Consider the following 17,113-nt stretch of genomic DNA (forward strand, 5'->3'; position numbering starts at 1 on the left):
GAGATAACATGTCGGAGAATCAACGCATTGCCCAGGAAGTCATTCATGCCATCGGGGGCAAAGAGAATATCGCATCTTTTGCCCATTGTGCAACACGTCTTCGGATCATGGTGAAGGATAAAGAGAAGATTGATCAGAAAACGGTCGAGAATATCGAGAAGGTGAAAGGGGCCTTTTTCAACTCAGGTCAATATCAGATTATCTTTGGTACGGGAACAGTGAATCGAATCTTTGAAGAGGTCGAGAAGCTGGGAATCGAAGGATCGTCCAAGGATGATGTGAAGAGTCAGGGGAAAAAGGAAGGAAACGCTTTTCAACGGGCTGTCCGTACGTTTGGTGACGTATTTGTACCTATTATTCCTGTACTGGTTGCCACAGGTTTGTTCATGGGCTTGCGCGGATTACTTACTCAGAATGAGATTCTGGCGTTGTTCGGTGCAACACCTGATGATATCTCGCCTAATTTCCTGTTATTCACTCAGATTCTGACAGATACGGCCTTTGCATTCTTACCTGCGCTTGTAGCATGGTCTGCGTTCCGTGTATTCGGTGGAAGTCCTGTACTCGGTATCGTACTAGGGCTAATGTTGGTCAATCCGGCATTACCGAATGCTTACGCGGTGGCAGATGGATCAGCACAGCCGCTGCATATGTTCGGCTTCATACCTGTTGTGGGGTATCAGGGTTCCGTTCTACCTGCATTCTTCGTTGGTTTGATTGGAGCCAAGTTCGAGAAGCTTCTAAGAAGACGGGTGCCTGAGGCACTGGACTTAATTCTGACTCCTTTTATTACGTTAACCGTCATGATTACGCTCGGACTCTTCGCAATTGGCCCAGTGTTCCATTCTCTTGAAGAGTGGGTGCTGCATGGAACAACTGCTGTATTGGATCTTCCGTTCGGAATCGCAGGTATTATCATTGGATTCTTCCATCAGATTATTGTCGTTACCGGTGTGCATCACATCTTTAATTTCCTGGAGATTCAATTGCTGGAGAAGACGGGATTCAACCCATTCAACGCAATTATCACCTGTGCTATGGCTGCACAAGGAGCCGCTTGTCTTGCCGTTGGTCTGAAGACCAAAAATATGAAACTCAAAGCACTCGCGTTACCTTCGTCTTTGTCCGCATTTCTGGGCATTACCGAGCCAGCGATCTTTGGTGTTAACTTACGTTATATGAAACCATTTATTATGGGACTGGTTGGTGGTAGTGTAGGTGGTTTCATCGCTTCCCTGTTTCATCTGCAGGGTACAGGTATGGCTGTAACGGTTATTCCCGGTACATTGCTCTATCTGAACAGCCAACTGCCGTTGTACATCTTGTCCAACGTGGTTGCCATGGCCATTGCTTTTGCACTTACTTGGTTCTTCGGATATAAGGATCAACCGGTTGCAGAGGCATCGGTGAGCCATGACAACAGTGGAACGTCAGTAACTGAAGTTAATAGTGTGGATTCTAATTCACAAGTCGATTCAACTAAAAATGTGATTACAAGCAATCGTCCTAAGGTAGATTCATTCGAAATCGCTTCGCCAATGAACGGTACCCTCGTTGCTCTGGAGCAGGTTCCTGACCCGGCGTTCTCGGAAAAACACATGGGTGAGGGCATTGCCATTGAGCCATCAGAAGGTAAAGTGTATGCACCGTTTGAAGGTGTCATCGCACATGTTATGAACAAGAGTAAACATGCGGTGATTCTGGAGCATGAGACAGGTGTACAGATGCTGGTTCATATCGGAATTAATACGGTTGGACTGAAAGGAAACGGTTTTACCGCACATGTGAATAGCGGAGATCGTGTAACTGCAGGACAATTGTTGATTGAATTCGACATGGATATCATTCAGGCTGCGGGTCTGCCGTTGATTACACCTGTGCTGATTCCAAGCGGGAACGAAGCGATAACAACGGTTACAGCAACCTCAACCGGTCCTGTGCAAGCCAATGAGGAAGCAATACTTGTTGTGAAATTCAATGAACCTCAATAAGTGATCGTTTCAAATAGAAATGTATTGGAACATGGATGAAGTAGAATGCAAATCATAAAAGGCAAAGGGAACTTGAGTGTATCATCAGGTTTCCTTTGCCTTGTTCTATTGCTTTTCATCCAACCAAATTAATTCAAAAGGAATAATACGTCAGCGCATAATGCATCAGAAAAGTTCGAATTTCTTCCCGGCTCAATTTTGAGGAGCCATCATTTCGTGTTTCCAAGTTGAACAGCAGATTACGGACAGCTTCCTCCACGAACAGGACACGTTCATTTCCCCAGATTTCTCGATGCTGCTCGATATGACGTATGGCCTGAGTGGGCTGCATGCCTCTTAGTCTTCTGAACACCGAAGCCCAGTGTACAAGATCTGTAGGGTGAGCTCCTTCAGATAGTTTGAATTCAGCGAATCCATGTGTCTCCCCGCAGGAGATCTTGAATAATCCACAGTAGCAGGTTACATGTTCAGTCTCAATGCATGGCAATCTCTGCATGTCGTATCGAATAATCTCCATCGAACTGATTCGAGGATCAGCACTCATCTCTTGCTGTATGCCCACATCACAACTTGCAATCAAACCGTTCAACCTCCATAGCTAAAATAAGCTTATTGTTATCGTTGTTCTGCCGATGATATTACGATCAAAAGAGCATGAAGTAAAATAATCCAAGAGTATAATTATGCGTGTTTTAAGTCTTTTTTACTTTGAATCTGTTCATGTAAGCGATTAAAAGTAGATATATCTACGATTATGGCTCGGTTAATCAGGTTACTCTAGTCGCCTATGAATAACGGAGATATAAGGAGAACCAGACCGTAAAGGGCAGATTAGACAGGATATAAAGAGAAATACGGTCTGGAATCAATCAGAAAGGTGCAGAATCGGATACGGCTCAATTGCAGAAAGGCAGATAGAGGACTATGATTCGCACATAACGTACTTGAAACGAAATATGCAGGATCTGATGTGAAGGCGAGGTAGACAGCAATGGATGAAGCAATGATTGTTGTATCAACAGGACACAGTGTAGCGGGGATAAACTTCGTAGATGTATTGTTGAAAAAGGGGTTAGCCTTCGTCGTGCTTGTACACAGTGAAGAGGAACGGGAACAAGTTCAAACACTTGGAGCAGTGCCTGTGCGTCATATTCAAGAAATGGAAGGCATGCAACAGGTTCGTCCCGAATATATGGTCACAAACGCATTTGTGTTCGAGAATAATCTGCCTCAGTGTTGCCAGGATATCCAGTTGTGTCACAGCTGGTGTCCGCAACAGCTCTATGTCGTTTCCAGTAACAAATCTCCAGTAGGTCTTGTATATAAGGGACTTGGTGCAACGTATGTGATTCATAGCCAGAGTGGGGATGTTTCGTTTTTATTGTAAACGGGAAAAACGTTCTGTCCGAGCCGATTGCACTGGACAGAACGTTTTGTGATTCCCACGGGTATAGAATAAGTTGGGAATCTTTATACCTGTTATGAAGCTACGCCAATAACGCTGGTTCCATTTTTCGTGATTTTGTACGTAATCACATCTCCGTTCCAGAAGTGGAACTTAAGGGTTACTTCGCCATCATTGGTTTCATTGAAGAAGTTTGGTTTCAGCTCAATCACATTACGATCGTAATCTGGGCTAAATGTATAGGAGAACTCTTTGAACGAAGTCCAGTTCTGTGGACCGGCGTTTTCTCCGTTTGCATATGTCGCTTCCATGGTAGCGAGTTGATTGCCGTTAAACGTAGTCGGAATAGCAAATGCACTGGTCGTTCCAGTCGCATCGCTCAACGTAGGTGTGTCATATTTAATGATATTAAAGTTCCAGTCGGCACCTTGGTTGAATCCTGCTGTGAGTGTGGCATTTACACCTAAATCACCAGAGGCTGTCAATTTGGTTAACAGGTTGGATTTTAACGTAAGTACATCTTTTCTGATCGTATAGTCTTTACCTCTGACAAGAGGCGTAGTGCCGTTCTTCAAGGAATTGAATTTGTTGCCATTTAGATTAAGTTTTACTTTTTTATCTTGGATGGCTTCATTTTGTTTAAGATATACGAGGTCCGTTTCAGCTGTGGATGATCGACCAGTCCAGCTGGCTTGCATCGTATTGAATAATTCTTGGTCAGACCAAGTAAAGCTTGTACGTCCGAAATGCTGCCCATTGTCCCATAACATCGTTGCCATCTGTTTTTGACGCAGGTAATGTCCAACAAATTCGAAGAATTTCAGCTTTTCACCTTGCTCAATGACACCTGTGTGCTGATCAAACCCAAGCAAGCCATACTCACCAACGATCACCGGGATGCCTTTAGCTGTAAAAGCGTTGTATACCCGATCGAATGTATCGGTAATGTCTTTTTGTACTTCTTCGTTATACGTGGTGTTACCTGCGATGTTCACACTGAATGGCCAGAACCCGTAGTAGTGAACGGTTGCAATAATATTGGTGTCATTCAATTTTTGAATGGTCTTATTCAGTTCATCCAGATCAGGTTGAGCAGAAGAGGTATGCATCGTTGGAAGAACAAGCGGACGTGTCTCGTTGTTCCCACCCGAAGTTCTTACGATTTTGTGAAAAGAAGTATTCAACTCGTCCAGCATGCGATATCCAATTGCTGCATCGGTTGTGCCACCTTCAGAGAAACGTGGTTCGTTAACACTTTCAAACATGAGTTTATCGGATGCATTTTTGAATTTGTCCGCAATCTGAGTCCAAGCAGCGTTGTAACGTGCAAGCACGTTGTCATGGTCTTTCTCCATGTAACTGATCCAACGCCAGGAATCATGGTGAAGATTGATCATGACATAGAGATCGGCATCGAGGGCCCAGTTTACTACTTCTTGAACCCGATTCATGTAAGCGGCATCAATTGTATAGTCGGGTGCGTCACCGATGTGGGCTTCCCAGGTCACAGGGATACGGATACTGTTGTAGCCCTCACTTGCGATCGATTGAATCAGTTCCTTTGTAATGCGCGGATTGCCCCAGGCTGTCTCATCCTCACCCACGGCATCCAGAGAGTTACCCAGATTCCAGCCAGGCTCCATGGCGTTCACGTAGGCCTGCATTTTGCTTGGCGCAGCTGAGGTACTGGCTTGTTCACTATTGTCAGTTGCAGCGGAAGCCATGGCCGAAGAGAACAGAGACAGAATCATGGCAGTTACAAGTGTAAGAGAGAGGACCGGTTTACGGTTTTTTTTCATCAATATAATCTCCTTATAAGATAGAATGGTTGAACTTGAATAGCTGTTAAGCAGGATTGAAAATAATGCTCAACGCAAACAAAAAACGACTTGTTAATACTGGAATCACCACCGATTTATGTACTGAAAGCGTTTTCGTAATTTACTATATCATGATTAAATTTTGGACAGTACCAGCATAATTGGAATAAAAGTCATGTGATAATCAGTGATTTAGTTCAACTAATAGATTGTGCAAAGATAATGATTTCATTGGAAATGAGATGATATAATTGCTCTTAACAAATAATCACCCTGGAGGGAAGTAATATGAAGCTGGATGCACATCAACATTTCTGGGAATACAATATCGCCGAGTATGGGTGGATTGGCGAAGAGATGAAAGCCATTCGTCAATCTTTTCTCCCACAAGATCTTGAACCTTTATTGGTCCAATCAGGACTGGATGGATGTATTGCGGTACAAGCCAGACAATCACTGACAGAAACGGAGTGGCTTCTGCAATTGGCAGACCGGGACGAGTGTATCAAAGGTGTTGTCGGATGGGTGGATCTTTGTTCGGATGATGTTCAAAATCAGCTTGAACTGCTCGCGTCCAATCCGTATTTGAAGGGAGTACGTCATGTCGTACAGGATGAACCTGATCTTCAGTATGTATTGAGAAAAGACTTTCAGCGTGGTATTTCATCGCTCAAAGAGTATGATTTGGCCTATGATCTGTTGGTATCCAAGGAGCAACTGCCTTATGCTGTTGAACTGGTTAAGTCGTTTCCTGAACAGCGATTTGTACTTGATCATCTAGCCAAACCCGACATCAAATCAGGTATGCTCTCACCATGGAAAGAATCACTTGAATCATTGGCCGCACAACCTAATGCGTACTGTAAGCTTTCAGGGATGGTGACGGAAGCAGATTGGGCAAATTGGACTCCGAGCGACTTTACAGCCTATCTGAATATCGCCATAGAAGCATTTGGAGCAGACCGGTTAATGTTTGGGTCCGATTGGCCAGTAAGCATTCTTGCGGCTTCGTATAATGATGTATGCGGTCTCATTACGACTCACATTAATGCCCTACCTATAGCAGATCAACAGATGATTCTTGGTGGTACATGTGCCACGTTTTATCAAATATCGTAGTGGGCGCTCCATAGTTAAATCAGTTTCAAGAAGTTGACAACTGTTCTGATTCTTGCTAAAGTTTTATCCAATCCGCATAATTGTGATCTGGGAATGTTACCGATATGGGCATAACCTGAGCTGGCTTGTTTACACGTAATCGTGTACCCAGGCTGGTTCGGGTTTTTTGTATTTAAGTTGAACAAACGATTTTACACGGGACGACTGCGCGGCCAGAACAATCTTTCACTCGCTGTTATCCCCAGATTTTTTGATCCCCTTTTTAAAGGGGAAATCCGGTGATAAACGCGAACGCTCCGCTTCTTCAGATTTTTTCTGTCCTCTCCGTTTATGTGTAATCGTGTAGTTCAACTTAAATAGTTTGTCTTTTTAATATTTCTTGTGATTTGAGCGGGTAGCTGAATTACATATTTGGAAGGAGAATGATGATGACGAATTTTAAATTTCCTAAAGACTTTCTGTGGGGTGGAGCCATTGCTGCCAATCAGGCGGAGGGCGCGTATCTGGAAGATGGCAAAGGGCTGAGTATCGTTGACTTGCTGCCGACCGGAGAGAACCGCAGAAGTATTATGAAAGGAAATGTTCCAGCTTTTACGCCGCTTGCTACCGAGTTCTATCCTTCGCATGAAGCGATCGATTTCTATCACCGTTATCCTGAAGATATTGCTTTATTTGCAGAAATGGGATTCAAAGCACTGCGTGTCTCCATTGCCTGGGCACGGATTTTCCCAACAGGAGAAGATGCGCAGCCGAATGAAGCAGGATTGCAATTTTACGATAGCCTATTTGATGAATTATTGAAGAACGGCATTGAACCTGTGGTTACATTGGCTCACTTTGATGTGCCTGTGCATCTGATCGAGAAGTACGGCAGCTGGAGAAGTCGTGAACTGGTAACTTTATTCGAGACTTACGCTACTACGGTATTCACTCGATACAAAGACAAGGTGAAATACTGGATGACTTTCAATGAGATCAACATGCTGCTACATCTTCCGTTTCTTGGGGCGGGGCTGGCGTTCAATGAAGGGGATAACATCAAGGAAATTCAATATCAGGCTGCTCACCATCAACTGGTTGCAAGTGCACTGGCAGTCAAGGCATGTCATGAGATTATTCCTGGTGCCATGATTGGTTGTATGCTTGCGGCAGGAAGCTTCTATCCGTATACCTGTAATCCGGAAGATGTGTTCCAGGGTATGGAGAAAGATAGAGAATCCTATTTCTTCATCGATGTGCAGTCCCGTGGGGAATATCCGGGTTACGCCAAACGTTTCTTCAAGGACCACGAATTAAACATTGTTATGCAGCCGGGTGATGCGGAAATCTTGAAAAATCATACCGTAGATTATATCGGGTTCAGCTACTATTCTAGTCGTACAACCAGTACCGATCCGGAAGTCATCAAAAATATGACCAGCGGTAATGTATTTGGTTCGGTAGCCAATCCATATCTGGCGAAGTCCGAGTGGGGTTGGACGATTGATCCCAAAGGGTTCCGCATTACCGCCAATCAACTGCATGACCGTTATCAGAAGCCACTATTTGTCGTTGAGAATGGATTTGGCGCTAATGACGTGGTTACACCAGAAGGCGAAGTGGATGATGCATACCGGATTGACTACTTGAAACGACATGTAGCTGAAATGGGTGAGGCCATTCAGGATGGGGTGAACATCATTGGTTACACCAGCTGGGGACCTATAGATATTGTAAGTGCATCCTCAGGTGAGATGAGAAAACGTTATGGCTACATTTACGTGGATCGTAATAATGAAGGTCAAGGTGAGCTGACACGGCTGAAGAAGAAGAGTTTTGAGTGGTACAAAAATGTGATCGAATCCAACGGAACAAACCTGGGTGAGGAGTAGTTCATATTATTCTGAATTAAAATGGTCTTGTACGGCAATAAAACATCGGAAGTTTCATCTATATAAATTGAACTAAGCATTTCACAAAACGGAGAGGACAGAAAAAAGCTGGAGAAGTGAAGCTAAATGCTTTCTATGCAAAGCACTTCGTAAGCATAAACTCGCCTTTATCACCGGATTTTCCCTTTAAAAAGGGAATCAAAAATCTGGTGATAACAGCAATCGCAAGGTTGTTCTGTCATCGGAGTAGCTAGTGTAAATAATATCTAGTTCAATTTATATAACTATGGGACTTCCGTTTGTCCCCTCATTGAAAGCGTTGACATATAGTCAGGTTCGCGCTATACTTGACGCAAATATATCGTTTCTGGGATTGTTACTACACGAAGTAGGCAAAACCTAAGCACCAAAAAAAGCAGACCACCATGTCTTGTTTATTTTGTGATGCTTCAGGTTTTTTTTGTATGCCCAAAAGACGATGTATAACTGCCAAGAGAGTGGAACGTGACGGGGGGATTGAAGTGAAAATAGCAAAGGTTATCAACAATAACGTCATTAGCATCTATCAAGCAGATGGAGCAGAGCTTGTGGTGATGGGGCGTGGGATTGCCTTTAAGAAAAAGCCGGGGGATAAAGTAGACGAGACCCGCATCCAGAAAGTATTTGCATTGAAAAACAAACAAACATCCGATAATTTCAAAATGCTGCTGCGCGAAGTTCCGATGGAACTGATTGAAATTGTGGAGGAGATCATCACGTATGCGCGTGAGAATCTGGGACGAAAGTTGAATGAGAACATTTATGTATCCCTTACGGATCATATTAACTTTGCGATTGAACGTTATCGGGAAGGTGTGGAGATCAAGAACGCATTAATGTGGGAGATCAAGCAATTGTACAAGCCCGAGTTCGGACTTGGCCTGAGGACGCTGGAACAGATCAACACTCGAATGAATATAGAGCTTCCAACCGATGAAGCGGCTTATATTGCTCTTCATATTGTCAATGCAGAGATGAATGAAGAAGTCATTACGACGATGAACATTACGAAGTTTATCCAGCAAATTATTAATATAGCGAAATATCATTTCAAAATGGAATTTGACGAGGATTCTCTCAGTTATTTTCGCTTCATCACACATCTGAAGTTCTTCTCTCAGCGTGTGCTCAGTGGTATGCATTACGACAACAACTATGATCATTTCTACGACATGATTAAGGAGAAGCATCCAGATGCGGCAGCATGTACGGAGAAAATTGAGTTGTTTGTCAAAAAGGAATACAACCATGAACTGACCAATGAAGAAAAATTGTATCTGACGGTTCATATCGAACGAGTGGTTAATCGATAATATTTAAATGTTGACAAAAATGGTTTAATTATAATAATATGTGATTAACAGGAATTGAATACGATTTAACTGGGATTGTTACTGGTTATGCAGGCAAAACCTAAGTCATGAGAAGGTCAGGACCATTGTGTCCCCTCACTCAAGGCTTAGGTTTTTTGCGTGCAAAAAAATCGGTAAGAGGCCTGTTTGAGAAAAAGTGGGGGTGCAGATCATGAGTCAAGAGAAACTGGCCAAAGAGATTGTAGAACTGGTCGGCGGTGAGAAAAATGTGGAATCACTGGTGCATTGTGCAACACGATTGCGGTTTGTATTGAAGGACGATGCCAAGGCAGACAAAGCCAAACTGGAGAAAACAGAAGGCATCATCGCAGTCAAAGAAAACGGAGGACAGTTCCAGGTGGTTGTTGGTAACAAGGTGCCTGAAGTCTATAGTGCCATTGGACAGATCAGTAACATTCTGGAAGATTCGTCAGATAAAGAAAAACCTCGCAAAGCAGCCAAAGGGCTCGGGGGTATTATCGATATCATATCCAGCATCTTTGCACCACTTCTGGGTGTTATGGCGGGCGCTGGTATTCTAAAAGGGTTATTGCTGATTGCAAGCAATCTCGGTTGGCTGGAAACGACAGAAACCACATATACGATCCTATACGCAGCAGCAGACAGTCTCTTCTATTTCCTGCCTCTGTTGTTAGCGGTTACAACAGCGCGTAAATTCCAGGGTAATATGTTTGTTGCGATGACGATTGCAGGAGCACTGATCTATCCGTCCATCGTCACGTTGAAATCAGAGGGAACACCAACGGATTTCTTCGGCATCCCTGTCATTTTGATGAACTATTCATCTACAGTTATTCCTATTATTTTAGCTGTCATCGTCATGAGCAAGTTGGAGAAGTTCTTTAATAAAACACTTCACGATAGTGTGAAAAACTTTGTTACACCATTATTTTTGCTAGTGATTATGGTACCACTGACACTGTTGGTATTCGGACCATTTGGTGTCTACGTTGGTAATGCAATTGCAGCGGGACTCGTTGCCGCATTTGGATTTAGTCCATTGCTCGCTGGAGCCGTTATGGGTGCAAGCTGGCAGCTGCTCGTTATCTTCGGAATACACTGGGGTCTGATTCCCGTATTTATCAACAACGTTGCCGTGTATGGACAGGATGGGGTTAAACCGGCTGCGACAGCTTCAATCTTTGCTCAAACGGGTGCTGCTTTTGGGGTTATGCTGAAAACCAAGAACAAAAAACTGAAAACGCTGGCTGGATCATCCACGTTGACGGCACTGTTCGGTATTACGGAACCGGCCATCTATGGGGTCACATTACCACTTAAACGTCCATTCATTGCAGGAGTTATCGGTGGAGCAGTTGGTGGAGCTATCATTGGTCAAGCGGGCACATTGGCATTTGCATCCGGCGCACCGGGCTTGCTGACCTTGCCAATCTTCTACGGACCAGGCGGACAAGGCTTCCCAGGATTGATTCTGGGTATCGTAGTATCCTTTGTCGTCTCGGCTGTACTGACATACATCATGGGCTTCAAAGATCCAGTTGAAGAAGAAACAAAAACCGAACCTGCTGTATCTACCGAGCAATCTGTTCGTGCAGCGGATGCTTCAGACGAAGTTGTATTTAGCCCAATTGAAGGAACAATTGTGGAATTGTCAGAAGTTCCAGATCCGGCGTTTGCATCCGGAGCAATGGGTAAAGGAGTAGCGATTGAGCCAGCTGTAGGCAGAGTCGTAGCGCCTTTTGATGGTACAGTTACCGTTGCATTCAAGAAAAAACATGCCTTGGCTGTTGTATCAGACACGGGTGCTGAAATATTAGTTCACGTTGGAGTCGATACCGTTAAATTGGACGGACAACATTTTGTCTCCCATATCAAAGAAGGCGATCGGGTTCAAGCGGGAGATCTGTTGCTTGAGTTCGATATTGCACAGATTAAGGCCGCAGGTTATCACACGGTAACGCCTATTATCGTAACGAACTCCGCCAACTACGAGGAAGTCATTCCGCAGGCTAAAGGCAACGTTCATAGCCAGGAGCTGTTATTGAAGTTGTACAGCGGAAAAGGACAGGAATAAAATAAGAATAGATACAAACTCGATACTTTAGAGTTTTCATGGTTCCGTTGACATGGTGGAATTGGAAAATTATAATTAGAATTGTACATCTATACATGATAATGAAAGGTGGATTATTGAATATGACACATGCGATGAGACTGCGTTTCCTTCCTTTGAATCGGTAATTGAATACGTTCAAAGGCTCTGACTATTGCTTCAGAGTAAACGGGATCAGTCTGTCATATTCAAACATCTGACCTTAAAATAAGTGTTATACTCGTTTTCTCGTTTACATTGAATCACAGGCCTTTGCCTGTGATTTTTTGTTTTTCTTAAAACTTTTTTTAATTAGGTAAAGGGGTTCAATACAGACTACAGGAGGTACCGCTATGATGACGTTACTGTTCTATTGATACGAGCTGGCACGATAAGCTCGTATCGATAGAAGCGTGCTTCGCTATCGATACGAAATAAATCTTATTTCGGAGGTAGCGAATATGGAAAAGATATGTTTTGAATTAGAACAGGTTGAGATGACCTATATGGATAAAGCAGTACTGAACATTGAGAGACTGGCCGTGCATCAACTGGATCGTATCGGTATAGTGGGTGGTAATGGTCAGGGTAAAAGTACGTTGTTGAAACTCATTGCAGGACAGATCCAGCCGACTGCCGGAAAGGTGAAAAGGTACGCGGAATTTGGCTATTTGGAACAAGTGGAACCACCCCAGGCTAATGGAAATCTGGAAGTTGACGGGGCTTTACTCAGTAAATTAGCCATACCTCAACATGACCAACTATGGAGTGGCGGAGAACAGACCCGTATGAAACTGGCTCAAATGTTCACTTATTACCACGAAGTATTGTTGCTGGATGAACCAACTACCCATCTGGATCAAGAGGGTATTACATTTTTGCTGGATGAATTGCGTTATTACTATGGGGCGCTTGTGCTGATCAGTCATGATCGTGCGGTTCTGGATGAATTGGTGACCACGATCTGGGAAATCCATCAAGGTGAGGTTCACGTATATTCCGGTAACTATAGTGATTATCAGGCACAGAAGAGGCTGGAGCGTGAACAACAAAACCAGGCCCATGAACAATTCTCCAAGGAGAAAAGACGATTGGAGCTGGCCGCCCGGGAAAAGATGAAGAAAGCCGAGAAAATAACACAGGCTGGAAGCATGTCCAAAAAAGAATCCAAGGCAAAACCAAACCGAATGGTTGAAACGAAATCCAAAGGCACCAGTCAAAAAGCGGTACACCGTGCAGCTAAAGCGATTGAACAGCGTATGCAACAACTTCATGAGGTAAAAGCGGTACAAGAGGATCGGCCCGTTATCTTCCGTCAACCGAAGACATTGGAGCTGCATAACCGCTTTCCGATTATGGCAGATCGCCTTACGCTTGAGGTGGAAGGTAACGTATTGTTGGAGAGTGTAAGTTTTCAAATTCCATTAAAACAAAAAATAGCGATAACTGGAGCCAATGGCAGCGGGAAAAGCACATTGCTTAACCATGTTTTCCATGCTGGAGATCACATCACGATGTCTCCAATAGCGAAGCTTGGTTATTTTCAGCAAATGAGCTATCGTTTTAAGACAAAAGAGACCGTATTACAATTTCTGAAAAATCGTTCGAGATATGAGGAATCAGAGCTGAGAAGTGCGTTGCACGCGATGCAGTTTACAGGAAATGACTTGCGGAAGAATGTTAGTACATTAAGTGGAGGGGAAGCGATTCGTCTTCAATTATGTCACTTGTTTCTTGGACAATATAACATTCTATTGTTGGATGAGCCGACGAATTTTCTTGATATGCATGCATTGGAAGCGTTGGAGCGTTTTATCAAGGCGTATGAGGGGACCATTCTGTATGTATCTCATGATCAGAGGTTTATTGAAAATACAGCGGATCAACAATTTCAGATTACAGATCGTCAATTGCTTCAGGTGAATATATAAGTTGAACTAAAGAAGATTTACACGGATCACTCCGATGACAGAACAACCTTAGAGGAAGAGAAGTAACGAAAACCGCCAAAGTGATTTTGGCGGTTTCGTCTTTTTCAAAGATAGGCAGATCGGATACCTTATGTAGCTTCTGTTAAGAATCCGCTTTTATAACCGTTGAATGCATGTTACCTGTGAGACGTTGAGGTGGAAATACCATACGTACAGGTGCAATGATGATGGCAGCAAATACAGCTTTGATCAGATCCCCTATAATGTAAGGATAAAACCCTTGAATCATAGCCTCAGGTAGGTCCATTTTGTATGCATAGGCAAGCCAAGGAACCCCGGATACATATACGAGCAGTGAACCAAACAGTTCAAATATGATAAAAGCGAGAATGAATCCTGTGACACCTTTGATGTTGATTCGTGCAAGCAGTAATCCAATTAATAATGCGGAGATCGGCCACATCATCACATATCCTCCGGTAGGTCCAAGAAGCACCGCAAGTCCTCCGGTCCCGTGCAGTAATGGGAAACCTAGAGCAGTGAGCAGAACAACCATGGTAACGCTTAGGAAACCATAAAGTGGACCAAGTAATCCTCCAGCCAGCATGACAGCCAAGGTCTGTAATGTTATCGGTACAGGGGAGAAGCCAATGGGAATGCTTATGTAACCAAAAAGTACTAAAATTGCGGCCATAAGTGCGCTAAATACAATGCCTCGCAAAGATAATTTCATGTTTGAACAATCCTCTCCATTTTGGTAATATGATTGTTAACCAATTGAATAAATGTGGTTAACGATTAGGATCGTACCACATAACAATAGAAAGGGAAAGGACTAATTTACAATGCAAGGCAACATGCCAATAATTATATTAGAGGACGTTCGAGTGCATTATGCTTCCGAAGGTGATCAGGTGAGGAAAGCGCTGGATGGGGTATCATTCACGCTGCAACAAGGGGAATGGATTAGTATTGTAGGAGCGAATGGCAGTGGAAAAAGCACGCTTGCTGGACTACTAATTGGATTCACTCCGCTCTCGGGAGGGGTGCGGAATATCTCGGATGAACTTACCGTTCGAGGTGTATTGCAGCAACCGGATGCACAGGTACTGGGCGATACGATTGAAGAGGAGTTTCATTTTGCGTTGTCACCATTAATGAATACTGTAGAAGAACAATCGGAGCGCAGGCAAGACGCATTACATACTGTAGGACTTCATTATCCGCCGGAGATGGCCATCTCACACTTATCCGGTGGGCAGAAACAGCTGCTAAACATTGCTGTAGCGCTCGCGGCCAAACCGGATGTATTAATTCTGGACGAGCCGACAGCCATGCTTGATCCGGGAGCAAGAGACCGCATCGAGGCCATCGTTCAGAAGATTACCGAGCGGGGGACAACGGTAATCTGGATAACGCATCATCTGGAAGAGGCGACCTTGTGTGATCGAATCATTGCTATCGAACGCGGGTGTTGTGTGTACAACGGAGAGCCGGAGTCCTTTTTCTATAAGACAGAGACGAATGAGAAAATTACCGGAGAAAATGAGCAGCTATCCGCTTGTGATCGGTTAGGGTTAGACCCTCCGTTCACTGTAAAGACTGCATTATTGCTTAAGCAAAAAGGCATGAGGCCAGAAGCCATGCCACTGCGGCCCGAGCAACTGGCTAAGGAGGTCGCACGTTGGAGATCGAATTAACCAATATACGTATAGAAGCATCGGATTCGAGCAAACGTGCACTGCTTGAAGATGTGACTATACAGTTGAAAAGTGGCGAAGTCACCTTGCTGCTGGGCTGTACGGGTTCGGGAAAAACGACCTTACTACAGACACTGGCTGGCCTGAAACCTCTTAATGCAGGCAGTATTACATTGGATGGTACGCTTTTCTGGAAAGAAGGGAAAGTGCCGTACTCGATTTTATTGCAAATGGGACTAGTATTTCAATTTCCAGAGCAACAACTGTTTGCCCGAAGTATTCAGCGTGAATTCAACTATTCACTGCGTCCCTATCGACTTTCCGAGAACGAACAACAAGAGCAGATCACAAAAGCACTCAACCAATGGGACCCGTCAGTGTCTCCTGAGCTGGAACGGCGATTTCATCTGGATAGGTCGCCATTTGCACTAAGTGGTGGGGAGAAGCGCAGGCTTGGACTTGCTCTCGGAACTGTGACCAATCCACACTGGCTTCTGCTGGATGAGCCGAGTGCCGGGTTGGAAGCGCAAAGTGTCGTGCTCTTGCTGGATGCAATGGAGCAACATCGTCTGGCAGGTGGTGGAGTTGTGGTAGCAACCCATGATCTGGATACATTCTTGCCTTGTGCGGATCGGGTATTGTTGTTGCAGGGAGGTCGTCTAATCGCCGATCTCACGCCGAGAGAACTTCACGAAAGGCCTGAACTGCTGGAGCAGACAGGGATCGGTCTGCCACCTTCGATGCGACTAGCAGAGCAGTTTAAGGCAGCGGGTCTTGATCTGCCCTTTACCGCGATGACGCCAGAGGAGATGGCTGAAAGCATTGTTCAGTCCACGTCCGTTGGGGTGGGAGCTCAGAACGAATCGATAGATCCGTCCGGGATAGGGAATATGATTGCCCAGAGGGATGCATTAGAGACTATAGACGGGGAAGATCCGAAACTTCTTCCGAACACAGTGACTCATTCAGCCGGATTATATGGCGTGATGGATCCTCGTCTGAAGTGGATTTTGTATATTTTGCTGGTCACTGCCGCGATGCTTCAACAGCGCTGGCTGGGATTAACGTTAACACTGGTGCCGGTAGTGGCCGCACTTGCCGTTCTTCCGCGTCAGACGTTGGCTGGATGCATGAAACTAATGAAGCCACTGTTATTATTTTTCCTCATATCAACGTCGTTATCTGGAACCACCCTTTCAACTGAGGCAGGCGGTCTGCACTTTGGTTTTTCCCTGGCACAGGCGGAGGGCACTTTGCTTAATGTATATCGTTTGTTTATCGTTACTTTGGCAAGTCTGTGGTTTTCACTGACGACGCCTTATGGCCGGATGGTAGAAGGGCTGAACTGGGTACTCGGTATCGGTAAAAAAATGAAGCTACCCGTAGCTTCGTTTGCTCTTGCTGTATCGTTAATCTTTCGGTTTATCCCGATGATCTGGAGTGAGTGGCAGCGATTCTCACTGATCGTACGGGCACGTGGGAAGGCCGCTTTAAGACCGAATACCGTGCGAATTCGTGACCTCGGTCCGATGGTCATTCCTTTGTTAATGGCACTGTTCCAACGTGCAGAGGATATGACCATTGCGATGGAAATGCGTAAAGTTCGAGAAAACTCTTTGCTTGGAGCACGTTCTTCGTTATTGGTATGGTCCAAGCGCGATACCTGGATTAGCATGGCTGGCCTCATTGGTTTTGTACTGTTAGTATGGATTCGCCAGTGGTGATGGCGATGATGATCGTGATGGATCCGGTAATAGATCAGAACTTTAAAACGCAGTGTTTTCCAATAATCATGCATAAATGCGTTTGAC

12 protein-coding genes are annotated in these 17,113 nt (G+C 44.5%); 9 read left to right on the forward strand and 3 right to left on the reverse strand.

Annotated elements, in window-relative coordinates; genetic code table 11:
• Window positions 1-8 precede the first annotated feature (8 nt).
• A complete protein-coding gene (locus PAHA3_RS07470; protein ID WP_062834156.1) occupies window positions 9-1,991 on the forward strand; it encodes a sucrose-specific PTS transporter subunit IIBC in 1,983 nt (660 codons plus the stop codon).
• Between the two features lie 133 nt (window positions 1,992-2,124).
• Here PAHA3_RS07470 and PAHA3_RS07475 read toward each other — a convergent pair whose 3' ends face one another.
• Window positions 2,125-2,571: a hypothetical protein gene (locus PAHA3_RS07475; RefSeq protein WP_062834157.1), complete on the reverse strand. Its 447-nt coding sequence runs from the start codon at window positions 2,569-2,571 to the stop codon at window positions 2,125-2,127.
• A 411-nt stretch (window positions 2,572-2,982) separates the two neighbouring features.
• On the opposite strand from PAHA3_RS07475, the gene PAHA3_RS07480 reads away from it, so the two are divergent.
• Window positions 2,983-3,378: a hypothetical protein gene (locus PAHA3_RS07480; protein ID WP_062834158.1), complete on the forward strand. Its 396-nt coding sequence runs from the start codon at window positions 2,983-2,985 to the stop codon at window positions 3,376-3,378.
• A gap of 92 nt (window positions 3,379-3,470) precedes the next feature.
• Here the strand turns inward: PAHA3_RS07480 and PAHA3_RS07485 are convergent, their stop codons facing one another.
• On the reverse strand, window positions 3,471-5,198 hold the full coding sequence (locus PAHA3_RS07485) for a cellulase family glycosylhydrolase (protein ID WP_062834159.1): 1,728 nt from the start codon (window positions 5,196-5,198) through the stop codon (window positions 3,471-3,473).
• A 306-nt stretch (window positions 5,199-5,504) separates the two neighbouring features.
• Here PAHA3_RS07485 and PAHA3_RS07490 point away from each other — a divergent pair, with 306 nt between their 5' ends.
• The 5 genes from PAHA3_RS07490 to PAHA3_RS07510 all read left to right on the forward strand — a co-directional run bounded on the left by PAHA3_RS07490 (window position 5,505) and on the right by PAHA3_RS07510 (window position 13,602).
• A complete protein-coding gene (locus PAHA3_RS07490) occupies window positions 5,505-6,335 on the forward strand; it encodes an amidohydrolase family protein (RefSeq protein ID WP_062834160.1) in 831 nt (276 codons plus the stop codon).
• Window positions 6,336-6,763: 428 nt separating this feature from the next.
• Window positions 6,764-8,206 carry a 6-phospho-beta-glucosidase gene (locus tag PAHA3_RS07495; protein ID WP_062834161.1) on the forward strand — a complete coding sequence of 481 codons (1,443 nt, stop codon included), beginning with the start codon at window positions 6,764-6,766 and terminating at the stop codon, window positions 8,204-8,206.
• Between the two features lie 521 nt (window positions 8,207-8,727).
• Window positions 8,728-9,558 (forward strand): BglG family transcription antiterminator LicT, encoded by an 831-nt coding sequence (licT, locus tag PAHA3_RS07500; protein WP_062834162.1) that lies wholly within the window; start codon window positions 8,728-8,730, stop codon window positions 9,556-9,558.
• Window positions 9,559-9,769: 211 nt separating this feature from the next.
• Window positions 9,770-11,653 (forward strand): beta-glucoside-specific PTS transporter subunit IIABC, encoded by a 1,884-nt coding sequence (locus PAHA3_RS07505; RefSeq protein WP_062834163.1) that lies wholly within the window; start codon window positions 9,770-9,772, stop codon window positions 11,651-11,653.
• A gap of 479 nt (window positions 11,654-12,132) precedes the next feature.
• Window positions 12,133-13,602 carry an Msr family ABC-F type ribosomal protection protein gene (locus PAHA3_RS07510; protein WP_062834164.1) on the forward strand — a complete coding sequence of 490 codons (1,470 nt, stop codon included), beginning with the start codon at window positions 12,133-12,135 and terminating at the stop codon, window positions 13,600-13,602.
• A 142-nt stretch (window positions 13,603-13,744) separates the two neighbouring features.
• On the opposite strand, the gene PAHA3_RS07515 is transcribed toward PAHA3_RS07510, so the two are convergent.
• Window positions 13,745-14,335, reverse strand: a complete 591-nt coding sequence (locus tag PAHA3_RS07515) for a biotin transporter BioY (RefSeq protein ID WP_062834165.1) — start codon at window positions 14,333-14,335, stop codon at window positions 13,745-13,747.
• A 124-nt stretch (window positions 14,336-14,459) separates the two neighbouring features.
• Between PAHA3_RS07515 and PAHA3_RS07520 the strand changes: the two genes are divergently transcribed.
• Window positions 14,460-15,302, forward strand: a complete 843-nt coding sequence (locus tag PAHA3_RS07520) for an ATP-binding cassette domain-containing protein (protein WP_167350855.1) — start codon at window positions 14,460-14,462, stop codon at window positions 15,300-15,302.
• The gene (locus tag PAHA3_RS07525) at window positions 15,287-17,026 is read left to right on the forward strand and encodes an ATP-binding cassette domain-containing protein (protein WP_062834167.1); all 1,740 of its coding nucleotides are present in this window, start codon (window positions 15,287-15,289) and stop codon (window positions 17,024-17,026) included. Before PAHA3_RS07520 ends, PAHA3_RS07525 begins: the two co-directional genes overlap by 16 nt.
• Window positions 17,027-17,113: the final 87 nt, after the last annotated feature.

The sequence above is a fragment of the Paenibacillus amylolyticus genome (assembly GCF_001570725.1).
Lineage (GTDB): Bacteria > Bacillota > Bacilli > Paenibacillales > Paenibacillaceae > Paenibacillus > Paenibacillus amylolyticus_A.

Excerpts from the sequence above, each read along its gene's own strand:
- PAHA3_RS07470 (WP_062834156.1), top strand. The coding sequence starts at position 9 with ATGTCGGAGAATCAACGCATTGCCCAGGAAGTCATTCATGCCATCGGG.
- PAHA3_RS07480 (WP_062834158.1), top strand. The coding sequence starts at position 2,983 with ATGGATGAAGCAATGATTGTTGTATCAACAGGACACAGTGTAGCGGGG.
- PAHA3_RS07490 (WP_062834160.1), top strand. The coding sequence starts at position 5,505 with ATGAAGCTGGATGCACATCAACATTTCTGGGAATACAATATCGCCGAG.
- PAHA3_RS07495 (WP_062834161.1), top strand. The coding sequence starts at position 6,764 with ATGACGAATTTTAAATTTCCTAAAGACTTTCTGTGGGGTGGAGCCATT.
- PAHA3_RS07505 (WP_062834163.1), top strand. The coding sequence starts at position 9,770 with ATGAGTCAAGAGAAACTGGCCAAAGAGATTGTAGAACTGGTCGGCGGT.
- PAHA3_RS07510 (WP_062834164.1), top strand. The coding sequence starts at position 12,133 with ATGGAAAAGATATGTTTTGAATTAGAACAGGTTGAGATGACCTATATG.
- PAHA3_RS07515 (WP_062834165.1), bottom strand. The coding sequence starts at position 14,335 with ATGAAATTATCTTTGCGAGGCATTGTATTTAGCGCACTTATGGCCGCA.
- PAHA3_RS07520 (WP_167350855.1), top strand. The coding sequence starts at position 14,460 with ATGCCAATAATTATATTAGAGGACGTTCGAGTGCATTATGCTTCCGAA.